Origin of the sequence: Maribacter hydrothermalis, from assembly GCF_001913155.1 — a bacterium.
Taxonomy (GTDB): Bacteria; Bacteroidota; Bacteroidia; order Flavobacteriales; family Flavobacteriaceae; genus Maribacter; species Maribacter hydrothermalis.
This window is the reverse complement of the sequence record NZ_CP018760.1, coordinates 3,179,143-3,204,894: the sequence shown is the minus strand read 5'-3', so window position 1 is coordinate 3,204,894 and position 25,752 is coordinate 3,179,143. Positions and strand designations below refer to the sequence as shown.

Sequence of the window (25,752 nt, the reverse complement as noted above, 5' to 3'; positions counted from 1 at the left end):
GTCGTCATGTACTAAAGTATATTATTATAGAACTAAGACTAATGAATTTTAGGTAGATTTGTGCTCCTATTAGTGTTAATTAAAAACCACACAATACTTGAGTCGACAAATAAAACTTATTTGGGATTTTAGAGGTCCCACTGCATTGAAAACAGCAGAGCATCATGTAAAGCATTTAAATGAATTTATAGCATTGGAAAAAACTGCTCTAAATATAACTGGTTATAAAGAAATAAATGACATGTACAGTATTGCTTTTATGGTAGTAGAAGAAAATGAAATGATTTCGATTAGAGATATACTTAAACCTCATAGAGGTGAAATTTACACACCTTAAATATTACAATTGTGTTATGAAGAAATTTCTACTATTATTTTGTTATGTATTTGTTTTATCGTGTTCTCAAGAAAAACAAAATTTAAATTTTCTTGAAACTGCTTTAAATTCAACCGACCCAAAAATTAAAAGGGTGATGGATAGTATTGCAAATTATCAAGTTCAAATAAGGTATACACAAATTAATAGAAGAAATGATAGCGTATTATTTACGGACTACGATTTTCAAGTTAATGATAGCATGTACTTTTACCCGGCAAGTACCGCCAAATTCCCAACCGCAGTTTTGGCTTTAGAACAGTTGAACAAAATTGACAGCTTATCAATGCAAACAAAGTACTATATTGAAGGCGACACCATAGAAAGTACCTTTAAAAAAGATATTTCAGAAATTTTTGCAGTTAGTGATAATTTGGCAAATAACAGGCTCATAGAGTTTTTAAGCTTCGATTCTATCAATAAAAACTTAAAAAGAAAAGGCATATCACCAGTTAGAATTGCACATAGGCTAGGCTATCATTCAGAGGATTTAAAAACAAAACCGCTAATTATATATTTAAATGATTCCACTACCGGAATAACCAAACCATTTTTAGATAAAATACCTGAAAAACTTAATTTAACTAACATTACAAAAGGCCTTGGTTATTTTGAAGATGGCGAATTGATTACTTCTCCATTTGATTTTAGCCGTAAAAATTACTATCCTATATCAGCCCAACACAATCTCTTAAAGCGTGTTATTTTTCCACAAAATTTCAAAGAAAATGAACGTTTTAACCTAAGCAGTGAGCAAAGGAACTATTTATTATCAACCATGCACACCGTACCACGGGAGGTAGGGTACGATTCAAAAACTTATTATGACGGGTATTGTAAGTTTTTTCTATATGGAGATACCAAAGAAAACATACCAGACCATATACAAATATATAATAAAGTAGGCTTTGCTTATGGTACATTAACTGATTGCGCTTACATAAAGGACACCCAAAAAAATATCGAATTTCTATTAACTGCTACAATTTTAGTGAACAAAAATGGAATATTCAATGATGACACCTATGAGTACGACGAAATAGGAATTCCGTTTTTAGCTCAATTAGGTAGGGAAATCTACCAGCAGGAGGTATCTCGAAATTAATACCCGAAACCGTAAAACATAGTATGGAAGACAATTCTAATAAGACAAGAATCAATAAATACCTAAGCGAGACAGGGTATTGCTCTCGTAGGGCGGCAGATAAACTTATAGAGCAAGGAAGAGTTATCATAAATGGTAAAGTGCCAGAAATGGGCACAAAAATAGCTAAAGGAGACATTGTTAAAGTTGACGGCGAGTTAATTAAAGAACCAAAAGGAAAATCAACATATATTGCTTTTAATAAGCCAGTTGGCATTGTTTGTACCACAGATACGGGAGTAGAAAAAGATAATATTATTGATTATATAAACTATCCCAAACGTATTTTTCCCATTGGCAGGTTAGACAAGCCTAGCGAAGGACTTATTTTTCTTACTGATGACGGTGATATCGTAAATAAAATTTTAAGAGCACGTAACAACCATGAAAAAGAATATTTAGTAACAGTTGACAAACCCATTACTATAGATTTTTTAAACCGAATGCGAAAAGGAATTCCAATATTAGACACGGTCACTAAAGAATGTGAAGTTTTCGAGGTAAGCACATATCAATTCCGCATTATACTAACACAAGGCCTTAATAGACAAATACGCCGTATGTGCGAGTTTTTAGATTTTAGGGTAAAAAAGCTGAAACGAATTAGAATTATGAATGTTAAATTAGATGTTCCTATTGGCAAATGGAGAGACTTGACCCAAGAGGAGTTGCAAGAAATAAATAGATTAGTCAGCTCATCTTCAAAAACTTTTGATAGCGGCAAGTAAAAACCTATGTCCTATTAATTATTGATGATAATATTACCATAATCAACTTAAAATCACTATCTTAATATAAAAAAATAACGTTATGAAAAAGGAACGATCCACTATATTAGGACACTATATAGCTAAATTATTTTTAACACTAGTTCTATTTGCTATCGCAGGTGCCGCCCATGTTTATGCCCAAAGTTCCAGCTTTGTAGAATATACGGGTGAAATATTGGATTCAAACTCTAAAAAGCCTTTAATATTCGCATCGCTAACCATAGAAAACACTAATCACAGTACCATTACAAATTCTGAGGGAGAATTTTCTCTGAAGGTGCCTATCGATGAGGCAAATGGCAATCTCATAATTGGCTTTTTAGGTTATAAAACAAGAATGATTCCATTAGCACAATTGGATAAAAATGACAATAAGATTCTAATGGATGAATTTATAATGGCTTTATCAGAAGCAAGAATAGACGCACCTAATAATGCCCAAAAACTGGTAATGGAAACCTTAGATAAAAAGGGAAATAATTATTTAAACGAAAGTACGGTCATGACCGCTTTTTATAGAGAAACCATTAAAAAAAGAAGAACTAATGTTAGCCTCTCGGAAGCCGTGGTAAATATTTATAAAGCACCATATTCCTCTAATAAAAGTGATGCATTAGAGCTTTATAAGGCAAGAAAAAGCACAGATTATAACAAGCTAGATACTGTTGCTTTGAAATTACAAGGAGGCCCCTTTAATACTTTGTTTGTTGACATGGTTAAGTATCCCGATTATATTTTTACTCCAGAAACGATTTCTTATTACGATTTTTCTTTTGACACATCAACAAGGGTTAACGACCAATTAATTTATGTTATTGATTTTAAACAAAAAGATGAAATCTTAGACCCCTTGTATACTGGAAAATTATATATAGACGCAAAGAACAAAATATTAACTAGTGCAGTGTACTCATTAAACATTACAGATAGAAGATTAGCGTCACAAATGTTTGTACGTAGAAAACCTAAAAATGCAGAAGTTTGGCCAACAGAGGTATCCTATAGAGTAGATTATCGCGAGAAAAATGGAAAATGGTACTACGGGTACAGCAATGTACTTTTAGAATTCAAAATTAATTGGGATAAACGCCTATTTAACTCTGTTTATAGTATGAGCTGCGAAATGGCCGTTACAGATTGGGATAAAAACATTGATAATTATATACCAAAATCAAAGGATAGGATTAAATCGTCAATTATTTTAAGCGACGAAGCCATTGGCTTTGCAGACCCAAATTTTTGGGGTGAATACAATATAATAGAACCTGAAAAATCAATTGAATCTGCCATTAAAAAAATTCAAAGGCAATTGCGTAGAGGTAAACTTGATACTGATGGCACATCTATACCATAAATAAAATAATTGAAATAAAAAGCCCATCTATTTTATAGATGGGCTTTTATTTTGGGGGAAATTATATAATTACTTGGGCATTAAAACAGTATCAATAGCGTGTATAACACCATTGCTTGCAGCTACGTCTGCCATAATTACAGTAGACATATTTCCTTTTTCATCTTTCATCATTACTTTATCTCCATTCAATGATAAAATAATTGTTCCCCCTTGTACAGTTTTAACAGGAAAAGCACCATTGTTACCTTTGATAGCCTTTACAACATCAGCAGCCATATATTTTCCAGCAACCACATGATAAGTTAATATACCTGTTAATGCATCTTTACTTTCTGGCTTTAACAATGTGTCAACAGTGCCAGCTGGCAGTGCTTCAAAAGCACTATTTACCGGAGCAAAAACAGTAAACGGACCTTCACTATTTAATGTTTCTACCAAATCAGCAGCTTTTACTGCAGCAACCAAGGTTGTAAAATTCTCATTTCCCGCTGCCACACCAACAATAGTTTCTGACTGCGCATAAATGTTTGTTACAAATAATGCAATAGCGCTTACCAGTGTAATTTTTAAAATTTTCATAGTTCTTTTTTTTAGATTTCTGTAAAAGTATAAAGGAACTACAAGTAATAGTCTTAATTTTTGTTTAAATTTTTGATAAAAAAGTTAAACAAAAATTAAATATTTGAAAATCAAGCACTTAAATATAATATTCTGAATAATATATAAAGGAAAATGAAATTTTTCAATTTACATATCACCTAATATCAATAAAAAGGTCTAGCACAAACAGAATATTCATTTCTATTTAGCCTAGACTCTAAAAAAACAAATCCATCAACCTAACTAATAAGGTTAATGGATTCTTTATTTATAAATATTAAAATTAATTCGCAACTTCACTTATAAACTTTAATCGGTATAAACGTAGTTCTTCTTCTTCATAATCGCCATCAAACTCTGTCATTGCATTCTCTAAATCATCGGTATCAGCTTCCAAAAAGTACTCATGAATTTCTTCTTGTTGATCCTCATCTAAGATTTCATCAATCCAATAGTTAATATTTAGTTTTGTTCCACTATAAACAATTTGTTCCATTTCTTTTATTAAATCAGGAATTTCCAATCCTTTAGAAGAAGCAATATCAGATAATGGTAATTTCCTATCTACATTCTGAATTACATAAAGTTTTAAAGCAGAGTTTGCACCGGTACTTTTAACCACCAAATCATCTGGACGTATAATTTCATTTTCTGTTACATAGGCATTTATAAACGTAATAAATGGTTTACCATATTTTTTAGCCTTACCCTCACCAACTCCATGTACATTTAATAATTCTTCATGGGAAATAGGGTATTTCAAGGCCATATCTTCCAAAGAAGGATCTTGGAACACTACAAATGGTGGAACCCCTATTTTTTTGGCCTGTGCCTTTCTTAAATCTTTTAATTGTTTCAACAAACGCTCATCAGCTACACCGCCAGACTTTGCTGCTCCTACTATTGCATTGTCATTTTCCGCATTGTAAACATGGTCTTTTGTCATCATAAACGAAACAGGAGCCTTTAAAAAAGAAGCACCATTATCTGTTACATGTAATACACCATATTGTTCAATTTCTTTTCGCAGAAGTCCTGCAACCAAAGTTTGGCGAATTAATGCCATCCAAAAACTTTTGTCCTTATCGGAACCAATTCCAAAAAAGTTTTTTTCATTTGTTTTATGAGATGAAATTATTGCATTCATTTTACCACGCAACGCATTTACAACCTCTTTAGATTTAAATTTTTCGCTAGTGCCTTGAACTACCTTTAAAAGTTTTACAACATCATCTTTTGCTTCTTCTTTCTCTTTAGGGTTTCTGGTATTATCATCCATTTCTGCCCCTTCTCCGTTTACGTCGTCAAATTCCTCGCCAAAATAATGGAGCATAAATTTACGCCTCGACATAGACGTCTCGGCATATGCAACAACCTCTTGTAGCAATGCGTTACCTATTTCCTGTTCTGCAACAGGTTTGCCTGACATAAACTTTTCTAGTTTTTCTATATCCTTGTATGAATAATACGCTAAACAGTGTCCTTCCCCTCCATCTCTTCCAGCTCTCCCGGTTTCTTGGTAATAACTTTCAATACTTTTAGGAATATCATGATGAATTACAAACCTAACATCTGGCTTGTCAATACCCATTCCAAAAGCTATAGTTGCGACTACTACATCTACATCTTCCATTAAGAACATATCTTGATACTTTGCTCTTGTCTTTGCATCAAAACCTGCATGGTACGGCACAGCGCTTACACCGTTAACCTGTAAAACTTGCGCCAATTCTTCAACCTTCTTGCGGCTAAGGCAATAAATTATACCCGACTTTCCCGAATTTTGTTTAACGAATCTTATGATATCAGCTTCAATATTATCGGTCTTTGTGCGTACTTCATAGAAAAGGTTTGGCCTATTAAAAGAAGCCTTGAACAACTTAGCTCCTCCTATACCTAAATTCTTTATAATATCTTCTTGTACTTTAGGTGTAGCCGTAGCGGTAAGGCCAATTATTGGTATATTATCTCCTAAACGCTCTACAATTGATTTAAGGTTACGGTACTCAGGTCTAAAATCGTGCCCCCATTCAGAAATGCAATGGGCTTCATCTACAGCCATAAATGAAATAGTGACCGAGCGTAAAAACTCAACATTTTCTTCTTTAGTTAACGATTCAGGAGCTACATACAACAACTTGGTTATGCCATTGGTAATATCCTGTTTTACCTGTTTTATTTCGCCTTTATTCAATGAGGAATTTAAAACATGGGCAATACCTACCTCAGCAGACACGCCACGAATGGCATCTACTTGGTTTTTCATTAAGGCTATCAAAGGAGATACTATAATAGCAGTACCTTCTTGCATAAGTGCTGGTAATTGATAACAAAGTGATTTTCCTCCACCAGTGGGCATAATCACAAAAGTATTATTCCGTTTTAAAACATTCTTTATTACTTCTTCTTGAAGTCCTTTGAATTGAGAAAAACCAAAATGTTTTTTTAATGAGGAATGTAAATCTATATTTTTAAAATCTTTACTGTGTGTCACATTTTACTTTTAATGGGAGTACTATTTATATTAAAACTCTTTAGGCAACAAAATTATTATTTTCCTAATTAGACTATTCTAAATTCTTAAAGGATAATCAGCATTTAAAATTAAGTTTGTTTAATTTTGTTCTTTTAAAGATAATACATTCTTTTAGGAATACAATCCAAAATTTGAATAATAGATTGATAGCGACCGACACCATTATTGACCTAGCAAAAAAAACTATAGAAATTGAGCGTGATGCTATTGCGCACCTTTCAACACTACTTACCAAAGATTTTGCAGATGCTGTCAATTGTATTATTGATGCAAAAAGTCGTGTAATAATTACTGGTATTGGCAAAAGTGCTATCATAGCTACAAAAATTGTCGCCACTTTAAATTCTACAGGTACACCTGCAATTTTTATGCATGCCGGCGATGCCATACACGGAGATTTAGGAACTGTTCAAGATAATGATGTGGTTATTTGCATTTCTAATAGTGGCAATACTCCAGAGATTAAAATGTTAGTTCCACTTATTAAAAGAGGAACAAATAAGTTAATTGCTATGACAGGTAATATGGAATCTTTTTTAGCAAAACAAGCCGACTTTATCCTTAACACCTTTGTAAAAAAAGAAGCTTGCCCTAATGGCTTAGCACCTACTACGAGTACTACTGCTCAATTAGTCGTGGGCGATGCCTTGGCAATTGTTTTATTAGAAATAAAAGGATTTAGCAGTTCTGATTTTGCAAAATACCATCCTGGTGGGTCTTTAGGTAAGCGATTATATTTAAGGGTTGCCGACTTGGTAAGCAAGAACCAAGTACCACAGGTACAAAAAGATGAAGAAGTTAAAAAAGTAATTGTAGAAATCTCTAAAAAAATGCTTGGTGTCACCGCTGTTCTTGATGGCAAAAAAGTTGTAGGTATCGTAACAGATGGAGATATAAGACGTATGCTTAATAAGCATGATAACATAAAAGATTTAACTGCAAAGGATATTATGACAAGTAATCCAAAGACAATATCTGCAAACACTTTAGCAATTAAAGCTTTAGAACATATGCAAAAAAAAGGTATTTCTCAATTATTGGTCATGGATAGTGACACCTATGTTGGTGTTATTCATTTACACAATTTAATAAACGAAGGAATTATATAATGGCTAAAAAAGCAGTAAAGTCTCCCGATGAGATGTCGTTCTTAGACCATCTTGAAGAGTTAAGATGGCATTTAATTCGTTCCACTTTAGCAGTTGTTATTATTGGGAGTTTCGCGTTTTTAATGAAAGGTTTCATTTTTGACACTATCATTTTCGGTCCTAAAAACATGGACTTTCCTACCTATCGCTTTTTTTGCAGCATAGCCAATTGGTTGAACCAAATTCAATCTTTTACAGTAATAGATTCCTCATTTTGTGGTGATGAATTCCCTTTTTCTATTCAGAGCCGTGAAATGGGCGGGCAATTTTCGGCCCATATTTGGACCTCAATTTGGGCAGGGTTTATAGTTGGTTTCCCCTATGTCCTGTATGAAATGTGGAAATTTATAAGTCCGGGTCTCCACGCTAACGAACGCAAGAATTCTCGTGGTTTTATACTAATAGCCTCTTTCTTATTTTTTATTGGTGTATTATTCGGATACTACATAGTAGCACCACTTTCTATAAACTTTTTAGGATCTTATGTTGTTAGTGAGTCTGTCTTAAATGAATTCGATTTAGATTCTTACATAGGCACGTTAAAAATATCTGTACTCGCTTGTGGTATTTTATTCGAGTTACCTATCATCATTTTCTTTTTAACCAAGGTTGGTTTGGTCACTCCTGAATTGATGAAGAAGTATAGAAAAATTGCGTTGGTAATTGTTCTGATACTTTCTGCAGTAATTACACCACCAGACGTTACCAGTCAAATTATAGTTGCTATACCGGTAATATTTTTATACCAAATAAGCATCTATATATCTGCAATGGTGTTAAGAAAGGAAAGAAGAAAAGCTGAAAAGGAAAAAAAAGCAAATAAAAATGTCAAACCAAATTGAGGAATTTAATGCCTATCGTTCTAAGATGAACGAAAAGCTGTTGGCCGACAACAATAAAATTATAAAACGCATTTTTAATTTAGACACCAATGCTTACGCAGCCGGTGCATTAGATGTTAAAACAAAAGAATTATTAGGTCTTGTTGCCTCAGCTGTTTTACGCTGTGATGATTGCGTAAAATACCATTTAGAAAGCTCATATAACCAAGGAGCATCCAAAGAGGAAATTATGGAAACCTTAGGTATTGCCACGTTAGTTGGCGGTACTATTGTAGTACCGCATTTAAGAAGAGCGTATGAATATTGGGAAGAATTAGAAAATCAATAAGGTTAAATAATCCCTAATTACTTTTCTAACAGCCCAATAACCAATAGATTTGAAACCATGAAGTTACGTGCCGACAATATAATGAAGTCCTACAGAGGTCGTAGGGTGGTAAAAGGAATTTCCCTTGAGGTAAACCAAGGAGAAATTGTAGGTCTGCTAGGACCAAACGGTGCCGGTAAAACCACCTCATTTTACATGATTGTTGGTCTAATAAAACCTAATGGAGGCAGCATCTATTTAGATGATATGGAGATTACCAAATTCCCTATGTATAAAAGGGCCCAAAATGGTATTGGTTACTTGGCACAAGAAGCATCGGTCTTTAGAAAACTAAGTATTGAAAAAAATATTTTAAGCGTACTTCAGTTGACCAAGTTGAGCAAAAAAGAGCAACACATGAAAATGGAGTCGCTTATAGAAGAGTTTGGTTTAGGTCATATTCGTAAGAGCCGTGGGGATTTGTTATCCGGTGGTGAGCGTAGACGTACAGAGATTGCCAGAGCTTTAGCGACCGATCCAAAATTTATTTTGCTTGATGAACCATTTGCAGGGGTTGACCCTGTGGCTGTGGAAGACATTCAACGTATAGTAGCGCAGTTAAAGAATAAGAACATTGGTATTCTTATTACCGATCATAACGTTCAGGAAACACTTGCTATTACGGAACGTTCTTATTTAATGTTTGAAGGTGGAATCTTAAAATCTGGTATCCCTGAAGATTTGGCTGCGGACGAAATGGTACGTAAAGTGTATCTAGGTCAAAATTTTGAACTTCGTAAAAAGAAACTGGATTTTTAGAAAATATCACTTTCTAAAACTCTTTGAATGTTTTTAGATTATACCATCCCCATACAAAGAATAATAATTCTAATACTAAAGCAGGAGTGAATAGTGGCGATATACCGTCAAAAAGTGTACTTACTATTCTACCAAAAGAAATTCCACCCATAAAAAGCACATTACATAGCGTTGCACCATACCAAAGTTCCGCTTTTATCGAGCCTAACACCCAAAACAGCCCCACACCTATATAAATTCCCATTACCGCACGTAGCATATTCTTTAGTTCTAAATCTATCACTTCAAAACCCAAAAGTTCTGGCATAATATAAGTAGGGTGACCACCGTAGACAACACCAGCGATGATGACTACAATTCCAGATAAAAATAAATTAAGGTTTTTTGGTGTGGTCATTAAATGGTTTACCATAGAGTTGAAAATATCTGAACGCCGCTATACCACCAATAAAAGAAAATACAGCTAACATATAAAATACATGTTGATGACCTTTTAGTCCAGGTGAAGCATCTAATAAATATCCCATTGCCGGACCAGCAAAAATATCTGGAGTATAGCCTATCAATGAAATTAAGCCCACTGCAGTACCTGTAAGTATTAATGGAATTTTACCACTCTGCATAACTGCAAAGTATAAAGAGCGAATAGCATATACGCCTAATGCTACAATCATAATCGAGAATAAAAACATAAAATAAGAAACCTCTGAAATAATTCCCGAAGCAAAAATTAACGACCCAATCAACGCGATAATAAATCCTATTAACAAAAATAGACTTGGTCTAGAACGGTCTGCACTTATCCCAATAAAAACACCAACTATAGGTCTAGCGAACAACAAAAATGTACCTACTTCTGCGGATTCCACCTCATTATATGACATAACATCTTGAGCATAAAGCGAAAAAACATCAGTGATTTTATACCCAACATATGCACAAAGAATTATTATCATTAGTAATAAAACGGACGGCAAACGTAAAACTTCTTTTATTTGGGAAGTAGTAATTCTATCAACAACAATTTCTTTCTCTAGACCCTTAGGTAATTTCATGAACACCCACACCAAAAAACCTACCAATGCAACAATACCAGCTGATATTAAAATTACATACCTAAAAGCAAACCTACTTTCCTCTAAGGTCGCAACAGCTATATCCGCCGACATAAAATAAGAAAAAACAAGTACGCCCAACGTACCAAATAGTGCGCCTACCAATCCCCTACCACCATCTAAAAGTCCAAACGCTTTACCCTGAGAACTTTGACCGCCCCAAACCCGGGTAGCCTTAATCATCGGTGACCAAAAAAGAAAAATGGTAGTAAATCCCCAGAAACCGTAGAGCACCTGCAAGGTAAAGTAATCTGGAAATGTTGCAAAAACTAGTCCGCCTAATGCAGTCATCCAAAGGGCAATGGCAATTAACTTTCTAGGTTGATATTTATCTGCCAATGGTCCGCCTAATAAATACGAAACCAAGGCTACAAAGCCATACACAGAAAAGCAAAGTCCTAACGACACATTATCAAGTTCAAAAACCTTTAAAACTGTTGGTCTAAATACTCGCTGTAATACAAAAGGTAAAATAAAAACGCTCTCCCCTGCTAAAATCAGTAGTAATAAATAATACCAGGGTGCTTTATCAGGTTGTTTCATTTTTCTTTTATTGGAATCCAAACTTCTTCTTCTGAATTTGGATCATCGTTTTTATACTTGGCACCCAGCACTTCAAAATGTGGACGGTCATCTAAATTATAATCAGAATTAGGAATCCATTCCCCATAAATATATTGAAAAAATGCCTGTGCATTTTTTGAAGTTCCCTGGTAATTAAAAACAGCATAAAGTCCGCCCTCCAAAACAAGCCTATTCAATCCTTCAGGAATAGAATCAAAATTTTCTACCTCGACACAAGCCCACTTTACATACTTTTTAACGGGAGAAAACTCCTTAAAATAATCTTTAGGATATTCTTGCAATGAAATAAAATCATCAGACAATCTTTTTGATACTTCCTTACTACGCGCTCTGAAATTCTTCCATAGCTCAAAAGTTCTATTATCGACCAAACTCATTTGTTGAGAAAGACCCAGAAGGTTTTTAGTTTGTAAATCAATAATTCTAGGTGTCATTAAATAAATATTTTTTATAGCACTAATAATCCCTGATTACGTAAACCTGTTACTTGCTTAGAATACCAAAACAGCTCAAAATCTCTTAATTGAGATTCGTAATCCTTTTTCAACTGCCCGTAACTTACGGGTTTATTTTCAGGTTTTAATAATTTAAGAGCAGACAATAACCATTCTCCCTTGTCTTTATCTAGAGTAATTTCATAACTATCCATCTTGGTATGAAAAGTTAAGACTAATTGCTGCCATGTTACGCCTTTTTTCTTCTTAACACGTTCGGCAGTACTGGGCATAGGACCTATCCAAGCTATTTTTGCTGTTGATTTCGTATTCAGAACAATTTCTTGCTGCAAGCAATTATAAATATAATCTGCGGATATGTTTGATGGCGGAATCTTAAAATCGAACCATTCTTGTAAACCCATGTCGAAACCGATGCCGTGCATAAAATTGAAAAGCGATTTTGTTAACCCAAAACTGAACTTACTATGATCAACTCCCGTTTTATCCATAAAATCAATGTCATTATTGGCAAAGCTGATAGATTTCAAATCTGGCAGTACGCCGTATTCTTCTGGATGCAGCCCAACGGGACTATGGGCGGTTAATGCAAACTGATGCCAAAAACCAGATTGTATTATTCCTAGTTCAAACAACTGACGAACCATTTCTAAACTATCTACCGTTTCTTGAACAGTCTGTGTTGGGTAGCCGTACATTAAGTAAGAATGCACCATAATGTTGGCTTCGGTAAAATTTCGTGTTACTTGGGCTACTTGCTCTACAGTTACACCTTTGTCTATCAGTTTTAGCAATCGGTCGGATGCTACTTCCAATCCCCCAGAAACCGCAATACAACCCGATGCTTTTAATAAAAGGCATAAATCTTGTGTAAAATTTTTCTCGAAACGAATATTCGTCCACCAGGTAATCGTCAGATTCCTCTTTAAGACTTCTAATGCAAAAGCTTTCATTAATGATGGCGGAGCAGCTTCATCAACAAAGTGAAATCCTGATTCCCCGGTTTGTTCCATCAACGTTTCTACGCGGTCAGCCAAAATACTTGCCGCAACAGGTTCGTATATTTTAATATAATCCAAAGAGATATCGCAAAAAGTACATTTACCCCAATAGCAACCATGTGCCATGGTCAATTTATTCCAACGACCATCGCTCCACAAACTATGCATTGGGTTGGCAATTTCAATGACCGAAATGTAATTGGTTAATTGAAGGTCAGCATAATCTGGAGTACCAACATCTTGCTGTTTATAATCTTGTCTTAAACTATCATTTTTATAAACTACTTTACTATTCTCTAAAATGAATGCCCTTTTTAATTCCCCTTCCCCATTCACCACATATTGATGCACCAACTCCAACGGAAGTTCACCATCATCAAGGGTAATAAAATCAAAGAATTCAAACACCCGAACATCGGTAAGGCTGCGTAATTCTGTATTTGGGAATCCTCCACCCATAGCAATTTTCACATCTGGATATTTAGCCTTTATAAACTGCGCACAGCGAAAAGCACTATATAAATTACCAGGAAAAGGCACTGAAAAACATACCAATTTAGGCTGTATTGTTTCTAATTGCTTAGCTAATAATTTCAGGGTTAATTCATCAATAAATGTAGATTTTTCATTTAAGTGATTATATAGTTCATCAAACGAATTTGCGCTACGCCCAAGTCGCTCTGCATATCGACTGAACCCGAAATTTGGGTCTATACATTCTACAATAAAATCTGATAAGTCTTCAAGATATAAAGTCGCCAAATGTTTGGCTTTGTCTTGCATTCCCATATTTCCAAAAGCCCATTCCAAATCATCTAACTGTTCAAAACGAGAAGCTTGTGGTAAAAAATTATCGGTACATAATTGCCTTGCCAATGTGTCATTTTTTCCTTGTAGAAAAAGAATAACGGCATCTAGCGTTTTCAAATAATCAGTACGAAGGGCATAAATTCTTTTGCAGTTTTCAGACACTATTGCATCCAAAGAAAAAGCCATATCAAAAAGTTGCTGAAATGTATTTTTATTGAAGAGTGACAAAATAACCTCAATCCCTAAATCGGACTGAAAAGAAGAAATTCCCTTCGTATTCAAAAACCCTTTAATATATGCCGTTGCCGGATAGGGAGTGTTTAATTGGGTAAAAGGTGGTGTTATTAAAAGAAGGTCTTTCACAAAGTTATTTTAAAACAATGCTGCAAAGATAACCGTTACTTTACTCATTATTCAAAATCTCGCGTACCGCTTGCTGATAGGCCTTTGGATTATTTGCTTTTTTTATTTTCTTAAAAGTCTTGTGCGGATTAGAAGTTGAATGAGCGAAATACTCCCAGAAACCCTGCATTTTCATTTTAATAGGTGTTGGCCCAGATAATGCCTCATCATACTGTTGGTAGATAGTATCATGAAATTCAGAGAAAATCTTCCAGCGGTTTTTTGGGTATTCAGTGGTATTATTTTTAATCATACTTGGAAGAAATGGATCGGCAATTAACCCTCTTCCAATCATAAAGTGGTCTATAGAAGGAAAACGTTCTTTCATATCCTGAAACCTTGCAACGGTAGTAATATCTCCATTATAGTATAATTTATGTTTGGTGCTTTCAACACACTTCTGAAAAGAAATAAGGTCTACGCCGCCTTTGTACAATTGTTTTCCTATACGTGCGTGGATAGCAATATTTCGCAGTGGATATTTATCTAAAATTGGAAAAACATTTAATATTTCTTCTGCATTCTCATAGCCCATTCGCATTTTCATAGAAACCACAACATCGGTTTCCTCATGGGCTCGCTGTAAAATATGGTCAATTTTTTCTGGATTACAAATGAGTCCGCTACCCATGCCTTGTTTTGTTACCATTGGATACGGACAACCTAAATTCCAGTTTAGTTCTTTGTACCCTAAACTTTGTATATACTTTATAACGAACAGAAACTCATCGGCATCACCTGTCATTACTTGCGGTATAACCTCTAAAGTGGTATTATTCTCCGGCTGTAGATCTTTCTGATACGAGTTTTTAATCACCATTTTACCATTTAACCGAATGTATGGTGCATAGAAGGTATCGATGCCACCAAAATATTTATGGAATGCATTGCGGAATCTAAAATCGGTAAAACCCTGTAATGGGGATGATAATAAGGTGACATGACTCATTTAAGATCTGTCTTTAAGCACGCTTACGGTAACTAACAACTGACCAATATGTCTTTGGTTATGTTCCGCTGCGTGAAATAATAGTCCGATTACGGTAGATGGCAATTTCTTTCTGCCCACCGTCCTTTTTTCGGTAAGTGAAGCTTCTGGTATTGTTTTAAAATAGATTAAAGCTTCAGCAACCTTAGCTGAAAACTGCTCTTGTAAATCGGCAATTTCGATATCGAGATTAAAAACACCTTCCTTTTTTAAGAATTGAAACTGCTCATCTGATAGTGATTCGCCTTTTGCATAGGTCATCATACGATCCAACACACCTGTAATATGGTTCATATGAAAACCAACAGAAGCCCTACCAGCCGTTTTAGCCCACAATAATTCTTTAGGGAAATCTGCAGTGTATTTTTTTAATTCTCTTTCAGATTGCAACAATGCGTGTGCTGCAGGCTGTAACAAATCTGGCACACCTGGTAAAGGACCACTTAACCAATATTCATATTCTTCATTTTCCATAATCATCTATCCTAAATAGTTATATATCTAAAGTCTTTCTTGTATGACAGAACTTACTACATAAAATAGAATAATTAAAGGAATAGCCATGAATTTCATAGTTACAATAAGTACAAAACTAATGATCAAAAAGATGTAACGCATAGCATTATCCTTAAAGCTTGTATTCTTAAATTTTAATGCAAACAAGGGTAAGTTGGCATTTAATAAATAGGCACTTACCAAGGTTAAAAAGATTAAGAACCATTGATTAAGAATAATACTATTTAAGAAATCATTATTTTGATATAACAGGATTAGGGGCAATGAAAGTATTAATAGCGCATTTGCAGGTGTTGGTAAACCAATAAAGGACGACGTCTGATTTTCATCAATGTTGAATTTAGCCAAACGATATGCGGAGGCCATCGTGATTATAAAACCCAAAAATGGAATAAGGTGATCATATTGAAATTCACCCGCTTCCATAAAAAAGTGGGAACCGTTACCCCATCCACTAGTTTGCGCCATTGCCAATAACTGAAACATTACAATACCCGGTACTAATCCGCTAGTAATCATATCGGCCAAAGAATCCAACTGTAAACCTAATTCACTTTTAACATCCAGAACACGAGCCGCTAATCCATCAAAAAAATCAAAGAAAATACCTAGCGCAACAAATAGTGCAGCAAGCTCCAATCTATTCATGACAGCGAACATAGTAGCCACGCAACCACAAAAAACGTTTAAAAGGGTTATAAAATTAGGTATATGCTTTTTCATTTGAATCTAAATTAAACAGTATGTACATTTTAATAGGGCAAGGATATATCTTAAAATACTCCTTATTTAACTGCGTTAAAAATAAAGATATTTCTCTTGGTTCTATGATTTAAAACAAGAAAGTAAAACCAGTTTTACCGTCGAACTAAAAATCAATACCAATTTCGATGGTAAATTATAATAGCATTTGGAATTAAGTATCTTATTATTCGCATCTTTGCAGCTGCTATGAGCTAGTAGAAGTATGTTTAAAAGAATCTTAATTTTAATTCTATTTTTCACTTTATTTTTGGGGCACACCCAAAATGTAGAGCTCTCCCCATTATCAAAAATTAGTTTATTAACCGTTGGTACAGGTGAAGATTTAGCAGCCAAATTTGGACATAGCGCTATACGGTTACAAGACCCAACTCTAGGTATCGATGAAGTTTACGGTTATGGAACCTATGATTTCGAAGACCCAAACTTCTATTTAAATTTCACAAGAGGTAAGTTATCATACACCATTTCTAGAATTCCTTTTAAGTACTTCGATTACTCATACCAACAAGAAAAACGGTGGATCAGAGAGCAAGTTTTAGATGTAGACTTAGAACAACGCAACCAGATTGTCACTTTTCTAGAGCGCAACTTATTACCTGAAAACAAAAAATACAAGTACGATTTCTTATTTGATAATTGTGCCACCAGAATACCAATGGTATTTGAAAAAACTTTGGGAAATGAGTTCAAATTCGATTATAACTACTTAAAAGAGCACTTGACATTTAGGGAGTTGATCCGTTTGAAATTGAATCCGAATACCTGGTCTAATTTTGGTATTGACCTTGCATTAGGCTCCGTAATTGACAGAGAAGCAACCCCATACGAACATTTGTTCTTACCAATTTATGTGTACGAACAAATGAAACATACCACACTAGACGGCAAGCCGATAGTTAAAAGTGAGTCCGTCATTTTAGATATTCCTGAACAAGAATATCGCTCTTTAATATTTCTAACTCCTTTATTTTGGCTTAGTATTTTACTGATATTGGTTAGTTATATTACCTATACCGATTATAAAAATTTACGAAGAAATAAATGGTTAGACTTTGGGCTATTTGCAGCTACAGGTTTGGCTGGTGTGCTGATACTATTCCTTTGGTTTGCCACAGATCATTTAGCGACCAAAGCAAACTTTAATTCCCTTTGGGCATTTGCACCAAATATTGTCATAGCATTTGTACTAATTAAAAAAAAGATTCCGTCATGGATGATTACGTACAATATATTTCTGACCATATTACTTGGCATTATTTGCATGCTGTGGATATTTAAGGTTCAGGTGTTCTCCATATTATTAATTATCATATTACTAGCATTGGCTATACGTTACCTATATCTTATATATTACTTTAAGAGTAAAGAATTAGCCAAAAAAACAAAAATCTAGCGAACCTTTTTATGAATTTACTTACCGTTGAAAATATTTCGAAATCCTATGGCGAATTGGTGCTTTTTGATAATCTTTCTTTTGGCATCAATAAAGACCAAAAAATTGCTTTGATCGCTAAAAACGGAACGGGAAAAACGTCTATTCTTAATATATTATCTGGTGCAGACACTCCAGATAGCGGACAAGTAAATTACCGCAAATCTACACGTGTATCCTTTTTGGCACAAGAGCCGGTGATGGACCCAAAACTGACTGTGGAAGAAACTATTTTCGCTTCGGACAATGAAATTTTAAAAGTTTTAGAGAACTATGAAAAAGCACTTTTAAATCCTGATGATGCGGATGCTTACCAAAAAGCATTCGAGGCAATGGATCGTTTTGAAGCTTGGGATTTTGAAACCCAATACAAGCAAATACTTTCAAAACTAAAATTAGAGGATTTAGATGCTACAGTGGGGAAACTATCTGGTGGGCAAAAGAAACGTTTGGCATTGGCAAATGCCCTAATAAACAAGCCGGATCTTTTAATATTAGATGAGCCTACCAACCATTTAGATTTAGAAATGATCGAATGGTTAGAGGAATTTTTTGCTAAAGAAAATATGACCCTTTTCATGGTAACGCACGACCGTTTCTTTTTAGAGCGTGTTTGTAATGAAATTATAGAATTGGAAAATGGAAAACTTTATCCGTATAAAGGGAATTATTCTTACTACTTAGAAAAGAAGGAAGCCCGTATAGAACAAGAAGCCGTAGAACAGCATAAAACAGAATTGTTATTTAAGAAGGAATTAGATTGGATGCGTAGGCAACCAAAAGCCCGAACCACGAAATCTAAATCTAGAATAGACGATTTTGCCGTAATTAAGGACAAAGCCAGTCAGCGTAGAAAAGACCACCAAGTTCAGTTAGAATTGAATATGGAGCGTATGGGAAGTAAAATTCTAGAACTCCATAAAATCTCTAAATCCTTTCCGGATAAACCCATTTTAAACAAGTTCGAATATGTATTTCAAAAAGGAGAGCGTATTGGAATTATTGGTAAAAATGGTACAGGAAAATCTACTTTTCTAAATATACTAAGTGGCCAAGATCAACCAGATAGTGGAAAAGTAATTGTAGGCGACACCATTAAATTTGGCTATTACACCCAAAAAGGAATTGAAATAAAGCCAGGGCAGAAGGTTATTGATGTTATTCGTGAATTCGGTGATTACATTCCGTTAATGAAAGGAAGACAAATTTCTGCACAACAGTTGTTAGAACGGTTCTTATTCGATAGAAAAAAACAATATGATTTTGTAGACAAGTTAAGTGGTGGTGAGCGTAAGCGACTATACCTGTGTACAATATTGATACAAAACCCTAATTTTTTAATTCTAGATGAGCCTACTAACGATTTAGATATTGTAACCCTAAATGTATTGGAAAGCTTTTTAATGGATTTCCAAGGATGCTTAATGGTCGTTTCTCACGACCGCTACTTTATGGATAAGATTGTGGATCATCTATTTGTTTTTAGAGGTGATGCAGTTGTTGAGGATTTCCCAGGCAACTACTCAGATTATAGAGCTTACGAAGACAGTCAAATTCAAGAAAAAAGAGAGCATAAGGAAGTTCAAAGCAATACTAAAACCAGCTGGAAAGAACCAGATGCTTCTCCAAAAATCTCTTATGCAGACCAACAGGAGTACAAAAAATTAGAACGTGAAATTCAGAAATTAGAAAAAGAGAAAGTTAATTTACAAGATAAATTTACAGATAGTTCTTTAAGTGGAGATGACATAAAGAACCTTTCTATTGAACTTAAAGAGGTTACCGATGCCATTGAAACTAAAACCGAACGTTGGTTTGAGCTTTCTGCTTTAATGGAAGATTAACCAATATTATAGACCACAGACTTCACATTTTTAAGTTGCGCTAATAATAATAGACGAATGGTTTTTACCATTCGTCTATAGTAAAATGACGCCCAACGACAAGTGAAGAAATATGTTTGAGCTTGCTTGTACTTTAGCAGTGTAAAACAAATAGTATGAAATCAATTATTCTTTTAACCGCTCTTTTCTTCACTACTTTTTTAGTACAAGCGCAAGCTAACAACGAGAATATTTCTGTAGTGATCGAAACAGTACAAGTTGAGAAGGTTCAAACAATTGAAAGTAATGAATTTTTTTTTCCAATGATGGAAACTCAAAATAAAATCGAAGTTGCCAGGTTATATAAGAACAAAAACAACAGGATCATCAACGCTTTAGAATTCAAAACAAAAATGAACAACGCTAAACTTTCTTAATTCAGTAATTAAATTGTCTTTACACCCCAATCTTATACCTGCCCCATTTCTTACCAAAACCTACTTTTTAAATTTTACAATTCTAAATACAACCGCAATCTTTACTTTTGGTGAAATTTGAAAAAGTAACTAGTGTTTCGCTTTATATCGTTTATTAAATTTTATCTAACTGCAAACAATCAACACGGAATTCATTCTCCCTTTGTGTACGATTATATTACAAAATGTCTATATCAAAATAAGAAATTAAAGCTTCCAATATCTTTAAAATTGGTGGTTAAGAGCATAACATATTTTAAATACCAGTCAATTTTTTTAGTGGGAGATTATAAAGCATCCGAAGAAGTCGTTGAATGGCATTGCCCTGATATTTCATTTATTGAAAACAATGCGGACGTTGTCCTTGCAAATATCTCTGACCTAAGCAACATTAATTTAGACTTCCGCAATGGATCAAATGACCGCATGCTTCTTTTAGACGGAATACATAAAAACAAAAGAAATCTAGAGAGTTGGAAAAATTTAAAATCAGAACATAACGTTAGGGTCACAATCGATATGTTTTATTGCGGCGCCGTGTTTTTTAGAAAAGAACAAGCAAAAGAACATTTTAAAATACGGATTTAAACCAGTAATTTTAAACTAAAGCAATACTTAATGAGCAATAATACAATTTATATAACCCTTGGAGTGGTATTTGCCATTTATTTAGCAATTCGTATCACTAGTAGAGGCAAGAAAAATAACCGTAAATCAAGGAAATTTATGGGTGATTATACTAGGAAAGAAAAAAAAGACAACGAACAATAGTTCGTAAAACTCATTCACCTAGCTCAATTAAGGAATACATTCCTTACCAAAAACATTAATCCAATTTAAAAAATGAAAGTATATACCAAAACAGGGGATGACGGTACAACCGGACTATTTGGTGGTACTCGAGTACCTAAACATCATGTTCGCATTGATAGCTATGGAACAATAGATGAATTAAACTCTTGGTTAGGACTTATTAGAGATCAAAATATTGACAAAAGATATCAAGATCAACTTATATTAATACAACAACATTTATTTGTGGTAGGAGCAATTTTAGCAACTGACCCAGAAAAAGAAACGCTCAAAAATGGCAAACAACGCTTAAAAATTACTAAAGTAGGTACTGAAGAAATCCAATTTTTAGAAGATGCGATAGATGAAATGGATAGTCAATTACCTCAAATGACGCATTTTATTCTACCTGGCGGACACACAATAGTGTCATACTGTCATATAGCACGTACCGTTTGCAGAAGGGCAGAACGCATGGCTACTTTATTGTTTGAAAATGAACCTTTCGATGTTTCTGTACTTTCATTTATAAATCGGCTTTCGGACTACATTTTTGTATTGGCACGAAAGTTGTCAAATGATTTACAAGCGAGTGAAATAAAATGGATTCCTAAAAAAAAGGGCTAATAAATCTGTAATTTATTCGTTATCAATTAATAATCATAAAAATAAATTGAGATTTATGATTATTTTCTTGGCAATCTCAATTTAAAAATTACTTTTGCAAAAAATTAAAATCAAACAATTACTATGTATTGGACATTAGAATTAGCATCTTATTTAAGTGATGCACCTTGGCCGGCAAGTAAAGATGAGTTAATAGATTACTCCATCAGAACTGGAGCCCCTCTAGAAGTCGTAGAAAATTTACAATCTATGGAAGAAGAAGGTGGCGAAATATATGAATCTATCGAAGAGATTTGGCCTGACTACCCTACGGAAGAAGACTACCTCTGGAACGAGGACGAATATTAATATTCGATATCATAATAACTAATAAAAAGTCTCCTCGGAGGCTTTTTTTTTATGTAATTTTGACAGGTTATTAGGTAAAACAGCTTAAAAAACAAGACTGGAATACCTTTTGCTCTTGTACAGCGTCGTTCATTTTTGTCGACTCTAAAATATTTTGAAAATTATAAGTATCTAAATTGATTTTATATTTTCAATTCTAAATAGTATAAAATATATGAGTTTCATTAATTCCATCCTAAAGGCATTCGTTGGTGATAAATCACAAAAAGATGTAAAGGAACTACAGCCTTTAGTAGACCAAATAAAGTCATTCGAATCTAAACTTGAAAGCCTAAACCACGATGAACTTAGGCAAAAGACCATAGAATTTAAGAAGATAATTCAAGACTCTTATAAAGAGAAAACTGAAGAAATCAATAAATTGGAAGAAGAGGTTAAAAACTCTACCGATATTGATAAAAATGAAGATCTCTATACTGCAATTGATAAACTAAAAGAAGAAGTTTATACTATTTCTGAAGAAACACTTAATAAATTATTGCCAGAGGCTTTCGCAGTTGTGAAAGAAACTGCCAAACGATTTGCCAAAAATGAAACTTTAAAAGTAGCAGCATCAGAATATGACAGAACATTGTCAGCTACTAAAGAATATGTTACTCTTGAAGGCGAAAACGCAGTTTGGAAAAACTCTTGGAATGCTGCCGGTAAAGAAGTTACTTGGGATATGGTACATTATGACGTTCAGCTTATTGGCGGTATTGCCATGCACCAAGGTAAAATAGCAGAAATGCAAACTGGTGAAGGTAAAACTTTAGTTGCAACCCTACCCCTATATTTAAATGCTTTGAGCGGAAATGGCGCTCACTTGGTAACTGTAAATGATTATTTGGCAAAAAGAGATAGTGCTTGGATGGCACCAATCTTTCAATTTCATGGTCTTTCTGTAGATTGTATTGACCACCACAAACCAAATTCTAATGGAAGACGAGCAGCCTACAATGCCGATATTACCTATGGTACAAACAACGAATTCGGTTTTGATTACCTAAGGGATAATATGGCGCATACGCCAAAAGACTTAGTACAAAGACCACATAACTATGCTATGGTAGATGAGGTAGATTCTGTACTTGTGGATGACGCTCGAACACCATTAATTATTTCTGGACCAGTACCGGAAGGTGACCGTCATGAATTCAATGAATTGAAACCTAAGGTTAGTGAAATAGTACAAAAGCAACGCCAACATTTAACCGGTGTTTTAGCAGAAGCTAAAAAGCTCATTTCAGAAGGTGATACCAAAGAAGGTGGTTTTTTACTCTTAAGAGTATATCGTGGACTACCAAAAAACAAAGCATTAATTAAGTTTTTAAGTGAAGAAGGAGTAAAACAATTACTTCAAAAAACCGAAAACTTTTATATGCAGGATAACAATAGAGAAATGCCTGTGGTAGATGAAGACCTATTGTTTGTTATTGATGAAAAAAATAACCAAATAGAATTAACCGATAAAGGGGTTGATTATATTTCTGGAGAACAAAATAGAGATTTCTTTGTAATGCCAGATATAGGTGGAGAAATAGCTAAGATTGAAAATCAAAATCTTGAAATTGAAAAAGAGGCCGAACTTAAAGAAGAGCTTTTTAAAGATTTCACGATTAAGAGTGAGCGTATACATACCATGAGCCAATTACTAAAGGCATATACCTTGTTTGAAAAAGATACGGAGTATGTAGTAATGGATAATAAGGTCATGATCGTTGATGAGCAAACTGGTCGTATTATGGATGGCCGCAGATACTCAGACGGTTTACACCAAGCTATTGAAGCAAAAGAGAATGTAAAGATTGAAGCATTAACTCAAACTTTTGCAACAGTTACCTTACAGAATTACTTTAGAATGTATAGCAAACTTGCTGGTATGACAGGTACTGCTGTAACCGAAGCTGGTGAATTTTGGGAAATCTATAAGTTAGATGTAATGGAAATTCCCACGAACAGGCCCATCGCAAGAGATGATAGAAACGATTTAATCTATAAAACAAAAAGAGAAAAATATAATGCCATTATTGAAGAAGTTACCAAAATAAGCCAGGCAGGAAGACCTGTACTTATTGGTACCACTTCGGTAGAAATATCAGAATTACTATCTAAATTATTGAGTGTTCGTAAAGTTCCTCATAATGTATTGAACGCTAAACTTCACAAGAAAGAAGCAGATGTAGTTGCTGAAGCGGGTAACGCGGGTATTGTAACTATTGCTACAAACATGGCTGGTCGTGGTACAGATATTAAATTATCCGAAGCAGTTAAAAAAGCAGGTGGATTAGCTATTATAGGTACAGAAAGACATGATTCTCGTCGTGTAGATAGACAATTACGTGGTCGTTCTGGTCGTCAGGGAGATCCAGGAAGCTCTCAATTTTATGTTTCTTTAGAAGATAACTTAATGCGTTTATTCGGTTCTGATAGGGTTGCAAAAATGATGGATAAAATGGGCTTGGAAGATGGTGAAGTTATTCAGCATAGTATGATGACCAAATCTATTGAACGTGCCCAGAAAAAAGTAGAGGAAAATAATTTTGGTGTTCGCAAGCGTTTATTAGAGTATGATGATGTAATGAATGCCCAACGCGAAGTTGTATATAAAAGAAGACGCCATGCCTTACAAGGTGAACGTTTAAAGCTAGATATTGCAAACATGGTCTATGACACATGTGAAGTAATTGTTGAAAGCAATAAAGCGGCAAGTGATTATAAGAACTTTGAATTTGAGTTAATTAAATATTTTTCAATCACAGCACCTATAGAAGAAGCTGATTTTGGTAAAATGTCTACTCAAGAAATCACTGGTAAAATTTACAAAGCAGCTTACACCCATTATAATGATAAAATGGAACGCAATGCAGCAGCAGCTTTTCCAGTTATCAAAAAGGTACATGAAGATAATGCCAATAATTTTGAGCGTATTGTAGTTCCTTTTACCGATGGTATTAAAAGCTTAAATGTTGTTACCAACCTTCAAGAAGCTTACGACACTAATGGAAAGCAGTTAATTACAGATTTTGAAAAGAATATTTCTTTAGCAATTATTGATGATTCTTGGAAAACGCATCTACGTAAAATGGATGAGTTGAAGCAATCGGTACAATTAGCGGTTCACGAACAAAAAGACCCTTTATTAATTTATAAGTTCGAAGCGTTTGAACTTTTTAAATCAATGATTGAAAAAGTAAACAAAGATGTGGTTTCTTTCTTGTTTAAAGGAGAATTACCATCTGAAAACACCAATGCTATTCAAGAAGAAAGAAACGTACAACGTAAAGAAAATTTAAAAACTTCCAAAGAGGAAATTCCCAATAGTGATGAATTGGCCGCACGTAGTAGAGCAGTTGGACAAAATCAAGGTCAACGCCCGGCGGTTACGGAAACTATTACTAGAGAGCAGCCAAAAATAGGTCGCAATGAACGCGTTACTATAAAAAATGTAATGAGTGGGGAAAGTAAAACGGTTAAATATAAACAGGCCGAACCGTTATTACAAAGCGGCACCTGGGTTTTGACTCAAGATTAAGAGTGAAACCTAAATATAAAAAAAAAGCATCTCGATCGAGATGCTTTTTTTTAAATAAATCCTATTTAACTAATTAAATTTTACCCTCTTTATTTTTTAAGCTAAAAATCTTAAATGACTTTTACATTTTTAATTACAAACTTA

General features: G+C 34.2%; 25 protein-coding genes. 16 read left to right on the top strand and 9 right to left on the bottom strand.

The genetic code is table 11. The features are described 5' to 3' along the window. Positions 1–97: 97 nt before the first annotated feature. From BTR34_RS13835 to BTR34_RS13820, 4 genes are all read left to right on the top strand, one after another. Positions 98–337, top strand: a complete 240-nt coding sequence (locus BTR34_RS13835; protein WP_068486413.1) for a hypothetical protein — start codon at positions 98–100, stop codon at positions 335–337. Between the two features lie 16 nt (positions 338–353). Further along, complete coding sequence (locus tag BTR34_RS13830; protein ID WP_068486411.1) at positions 354–1,481, top strand: serine hydrolase; 1,128 nt, start codon at positions 354–356, stop codon at positions 1,479–1,481. A gap of 23 nt (positions 1,482–1,504) precedes the next feature. Then, positions 1,505–2,248 (top strand): 23S rRNA pseudouridine(2604) synthase RluF, encoded by a 744-nt coding sequence (gene rluF, locus BTR34_RS13825; protein WP_068486409.1) that lies wholly within the window; start codon positions 1,505–1,507, stop codon positions 2,246–2,248. A gap of 82 nt (positions 2,249–2,330) precedes the next feature. Then, on the top strand, positions 2,331–3,644 hold the full coding sequence (locus BTR34_RS13820; RefSeq protein WP_068486408.1) for a carboxypeptidase-like regulatory domain-containing protein: 1,314 nt from the start codon (positions 2,331–2,333) through the stop codon (positions 3,642–3,644). A gap of 69 nt (positions 3,645–3,713) precedes the next feature. Here BTR34_RS13820 and BTR34_RS13815 read toward each other — a convergent pair whose 3' ends face one another. Beyond that, a complete protein-coding gene (locus BTR34_RS13815; protein ID WP_068486406.1) occupies positions 3,714–4,226 on the bottom strand; it encodes a fasciclin domain-containing protein in 513 nt (170 codons plus the stop codon). Positions 4,227–4,530: 304 nt separating this feature from the next. After that, a complete protein-coding gene (locus BTR34_RS13810) occupies positions 4,531–6,741 on the bottom strand; it encodes a RecQ family ATP-dependent DNA helicase (protein WP_197496197.1) in 2,211 nt (736 codons plus the stop codon). Positions 6,742–6,914: 173 nt separating this feature from the next. Here BTR34_RS13810 and BTR34_RS13805 point away from each other — a divergent pair, with 173 nt between their 5' ends. Genes BTR34_RS13805 through lptB form a run of 4 tightly spaced genes read left to right on the top strand, consistent with a single transcriptional unit; the run spans position 6,915 to position 9,899 of the window. After that, positions 6,915–7,892, top strand: a complete 978-nt coding sequence (locus BTR34_RS13805; RefSeq protein ID WP_068486404.1) for a KpsF/GutQ family sugar-phosphate isomerase — start codon at positions 6,915–6,917, stop codon at positions 7,890–7,892. After that, on the top strand, positions 7,892–8,773 hold the full coding sequence (tatC, locus tag BTR34_RS13800) for a twin-arginine translocase subunit TatC (RefSeq protein WP_068486402.1): 882 nt from the start codon (positions 7,892–7,894) through the stop codon (positions 8,771–8,773). The genes BTR34_RS13805 and tatC overlap by 1 nt, the downstream gene beginning before the upstream one ends. Continuing rightward, positions 8,757–9,101, top strand: coding sequence for a carboxymuconolactone decarboxylase family protein (locus BTR34_RS13795; protein WP_068486400.1), 345 nt, complete (start codon positions 8,757–8,759; stop codon positions 9,099–9,101). The genes tatC and BTR34_RS13795 overlap by 17 nt, the downstream gene beginning before the upstream one ends. 57 nt (positions 9,102–9,158) lie before the next feature. Next, positions 9,159–9,899 (top strand): LPS export ABC transporter ATP-binding protein, encoded by a 741-nt coding sequence (lptB, locus tag BTR34_RS13790; protein WP_068486398.1) that lies wholly within the window; start codon positions 9,159–9,161, stop codon positions 9,897–9,899. 13 nt (positions 9,900–9,912) lie between these two features. On the opposite strand, the gene BTR34_RS13785 is transcribed toward lptB, so the two are convergent. From BTR34_RS13785 to BTR34_RS13755, 7 genes are read right to left on the bottom strand one after another with little or no spacing between them, the layout of a single operon-like run. Next, complete coding sequence (locus tag BTR34_RS13785; RefSeq protein WP_068486396.1) at positions 9,913–10,296, bottom strand: DUF4345 domain-containing protein; 384 nt, start codon at positions 10,294–10,296, stop codon at positions 9,913–9,915. Continuing rightward, on the bottom strand, positions 10,274–11,557 hold the full coding sequence (locus BTR34_RS13780) for an MFS transporter (RefSeq protein ID WP_068486394.1): 1,284 nt from the start codon (positions 11,555–11,557) through the stop codon (positions 10,274–10,276). The genes BTR34_RS13785 and BTR34_RS13780 overlap by 23 nt, the downstream gene beginning before the upstream one ends. Then, on the bottom strand, positions 11,554–12,033 hold the full coding sequence (locus BTR34_RS13775) for a GyrI-like domain-containing protein (protein WP_068486392.1): 480 nt from the start codon (positions 12,031–12,033) through the stop codon (positions 11,554–11,556). The genes BTR34_RS13780 and BTR34_RS13775 overlap by 4 nt, the downstream gene beginning before the upstream one ends. A 14-nt stretch (positions 12,034–12,047) precedes the next feature. Next, positions 12,048–14,228: a B12-binding domain-containing radical SAM protein gene (locus tag BTR34_RS13770; protein WP_068486391.1), complete on the bottom strand. Its 2,181-nt coding sequence runs from the start codon at positions 14,226–14,228 to the stop codon at positions 12,048–12,050. Positions 14,229–14,268: 40 nt separating this feature from the next. Next, positions 14,269–15,216 carry a tRNA dihydrouridine synthase gene (locus BTR34_RS13765; protein ID WP_068486389.1) on the bottom strand — a complete coding sequence of 316 codons (948 nt, stop codon included), beginning with the start codon at positions 15,214–15,216 and terminating at the stop codon, positions 14,269–14,271. Then, a complete protein-coding gene (locus BTR34_RS13760) occupies positions 15,217–15,729 on the bottom strand; it encodes a DinB family protein (protein ID WP_068486566.1) in 513 nt (170 codons plus the stop codon). 27 nt (positions 15,730–15,756) lie between these two features. Further along, positions 15,757–16,494: a CDP-alcohol phosphatidyltransferase family protein gene (locus BTR34_RS13755; RefSeq protein ID WP_068486387.1), complete on the bottom strand. Its 738-nt coding sequence runs from the start codon at positions 16,492–16,494 to the stop codon at positions 15,757–15,759. Between the two features lie 244 nt (positions 16,495–16,738). Between BTR34_RS13755 and BTR34_RS13750 the strand changes: the two genes are divergently transcribed. The 8 genes from BTR34_RS13750 to secA all read left to right on the top strand — a co-directional run bounded on the left by BTR34_RS13750 (position 16,739) and on the right by secA (position 25,608). Then, complete coding sequence (locus BTR34_RS13750) at positions 16,739–17,929, top strand: lipoprotein N-acyltransferase Lnb domain-containing protein (protein ID WP_068486385.1); 1,191 nt, start codon at positions 16,739–16,741, stop codon at positions 17,927–17,929. 11 nt (positions 17,930–17,940) lie between these two features. Beyond that, entirely contained in the window at positions 17,941–19,812 is a 1,872-nt protein-coding gene (locus BTR34_RS13745) for an ABC-F family ATP-binding cassette domain-containing protein (RefSeq protein WP_068486383.1), read from the top strand. A gap of 155 nt (positions 19,813–19,967) precedes the next feature. Next, a complete protein-coding gene (locus BTR34_RS13740) occupies positions 19,968–20,228 on the top strand; it encodes a hypothetical protein (RefSeq protein WP_068486381.1) in 261 nt (86 codons plus the stop codon). 318 nt (positions 20,229–20,546) lie between these two features. Further along, positions 20,547–20,855 (top strand): hypothetical protein, encoded by a 309-nt coding sequence (locus BTR34_RS18825; RefSeq protein WP_157483931.1) that lies wholly within the window; start codon positions 20,547–20,549, stop codon positions 20,853–20,855. Between the two features lie 30 nt (positions 20,856–20,885). Then, complete coding sequence (locus tag BTR34_RS18820; protein WP_157483930.1) at positions 20,886–21,038, top strand: hypothetical protein; 153 nt, start codon at positions 20,886–20,888, stop codon at positions 21,036–21,038. A 72-nt stretch (positions 21,039–21,110) separates the two neighbouring features. After that, on the top strand, positions 21,111–21,686 hold the full coding sequence (locus BTR34_RS13730) for a cob(I)yrinic acid a,c-diamide adenosyltransferase (RefSeq protein WP_068486377.1): 576 nt from the start codon (positions 21,111–21,113) through the stop codon (positions 21,684–21,686). 123 nt (positions 21,687–21,809) lie between these two features. Further along, positions 21,810–22,034, top strand: a complete 225-nt coding sequence (locus tag BTR34_RS13725) for a DUF2795 domain-containing protein (RefSeq protein ID WP_027064442.1) — start codon at positions 21,810–21,812, stop codon at positions 22,032–22,034. Positions 22,035–22,248: 214 nt separating this feature from the next. Next, positions 22,249–25,608 carry a preprotein translocase subunit SecA gene (secA, locus tag BTR34_RS13720; RefSeq protein WP_068486375.1) on the top strand — a complete coding sequence of 1,120 codons (3,360 nt, stop codon included), beginning with the start codon at positions 22,249–22,251 and terminating at the stop codon, positions 25,606–25,608. The last annotated feature ends 144 nt before the right edge of the window (positions 25,609–25,752 follow it).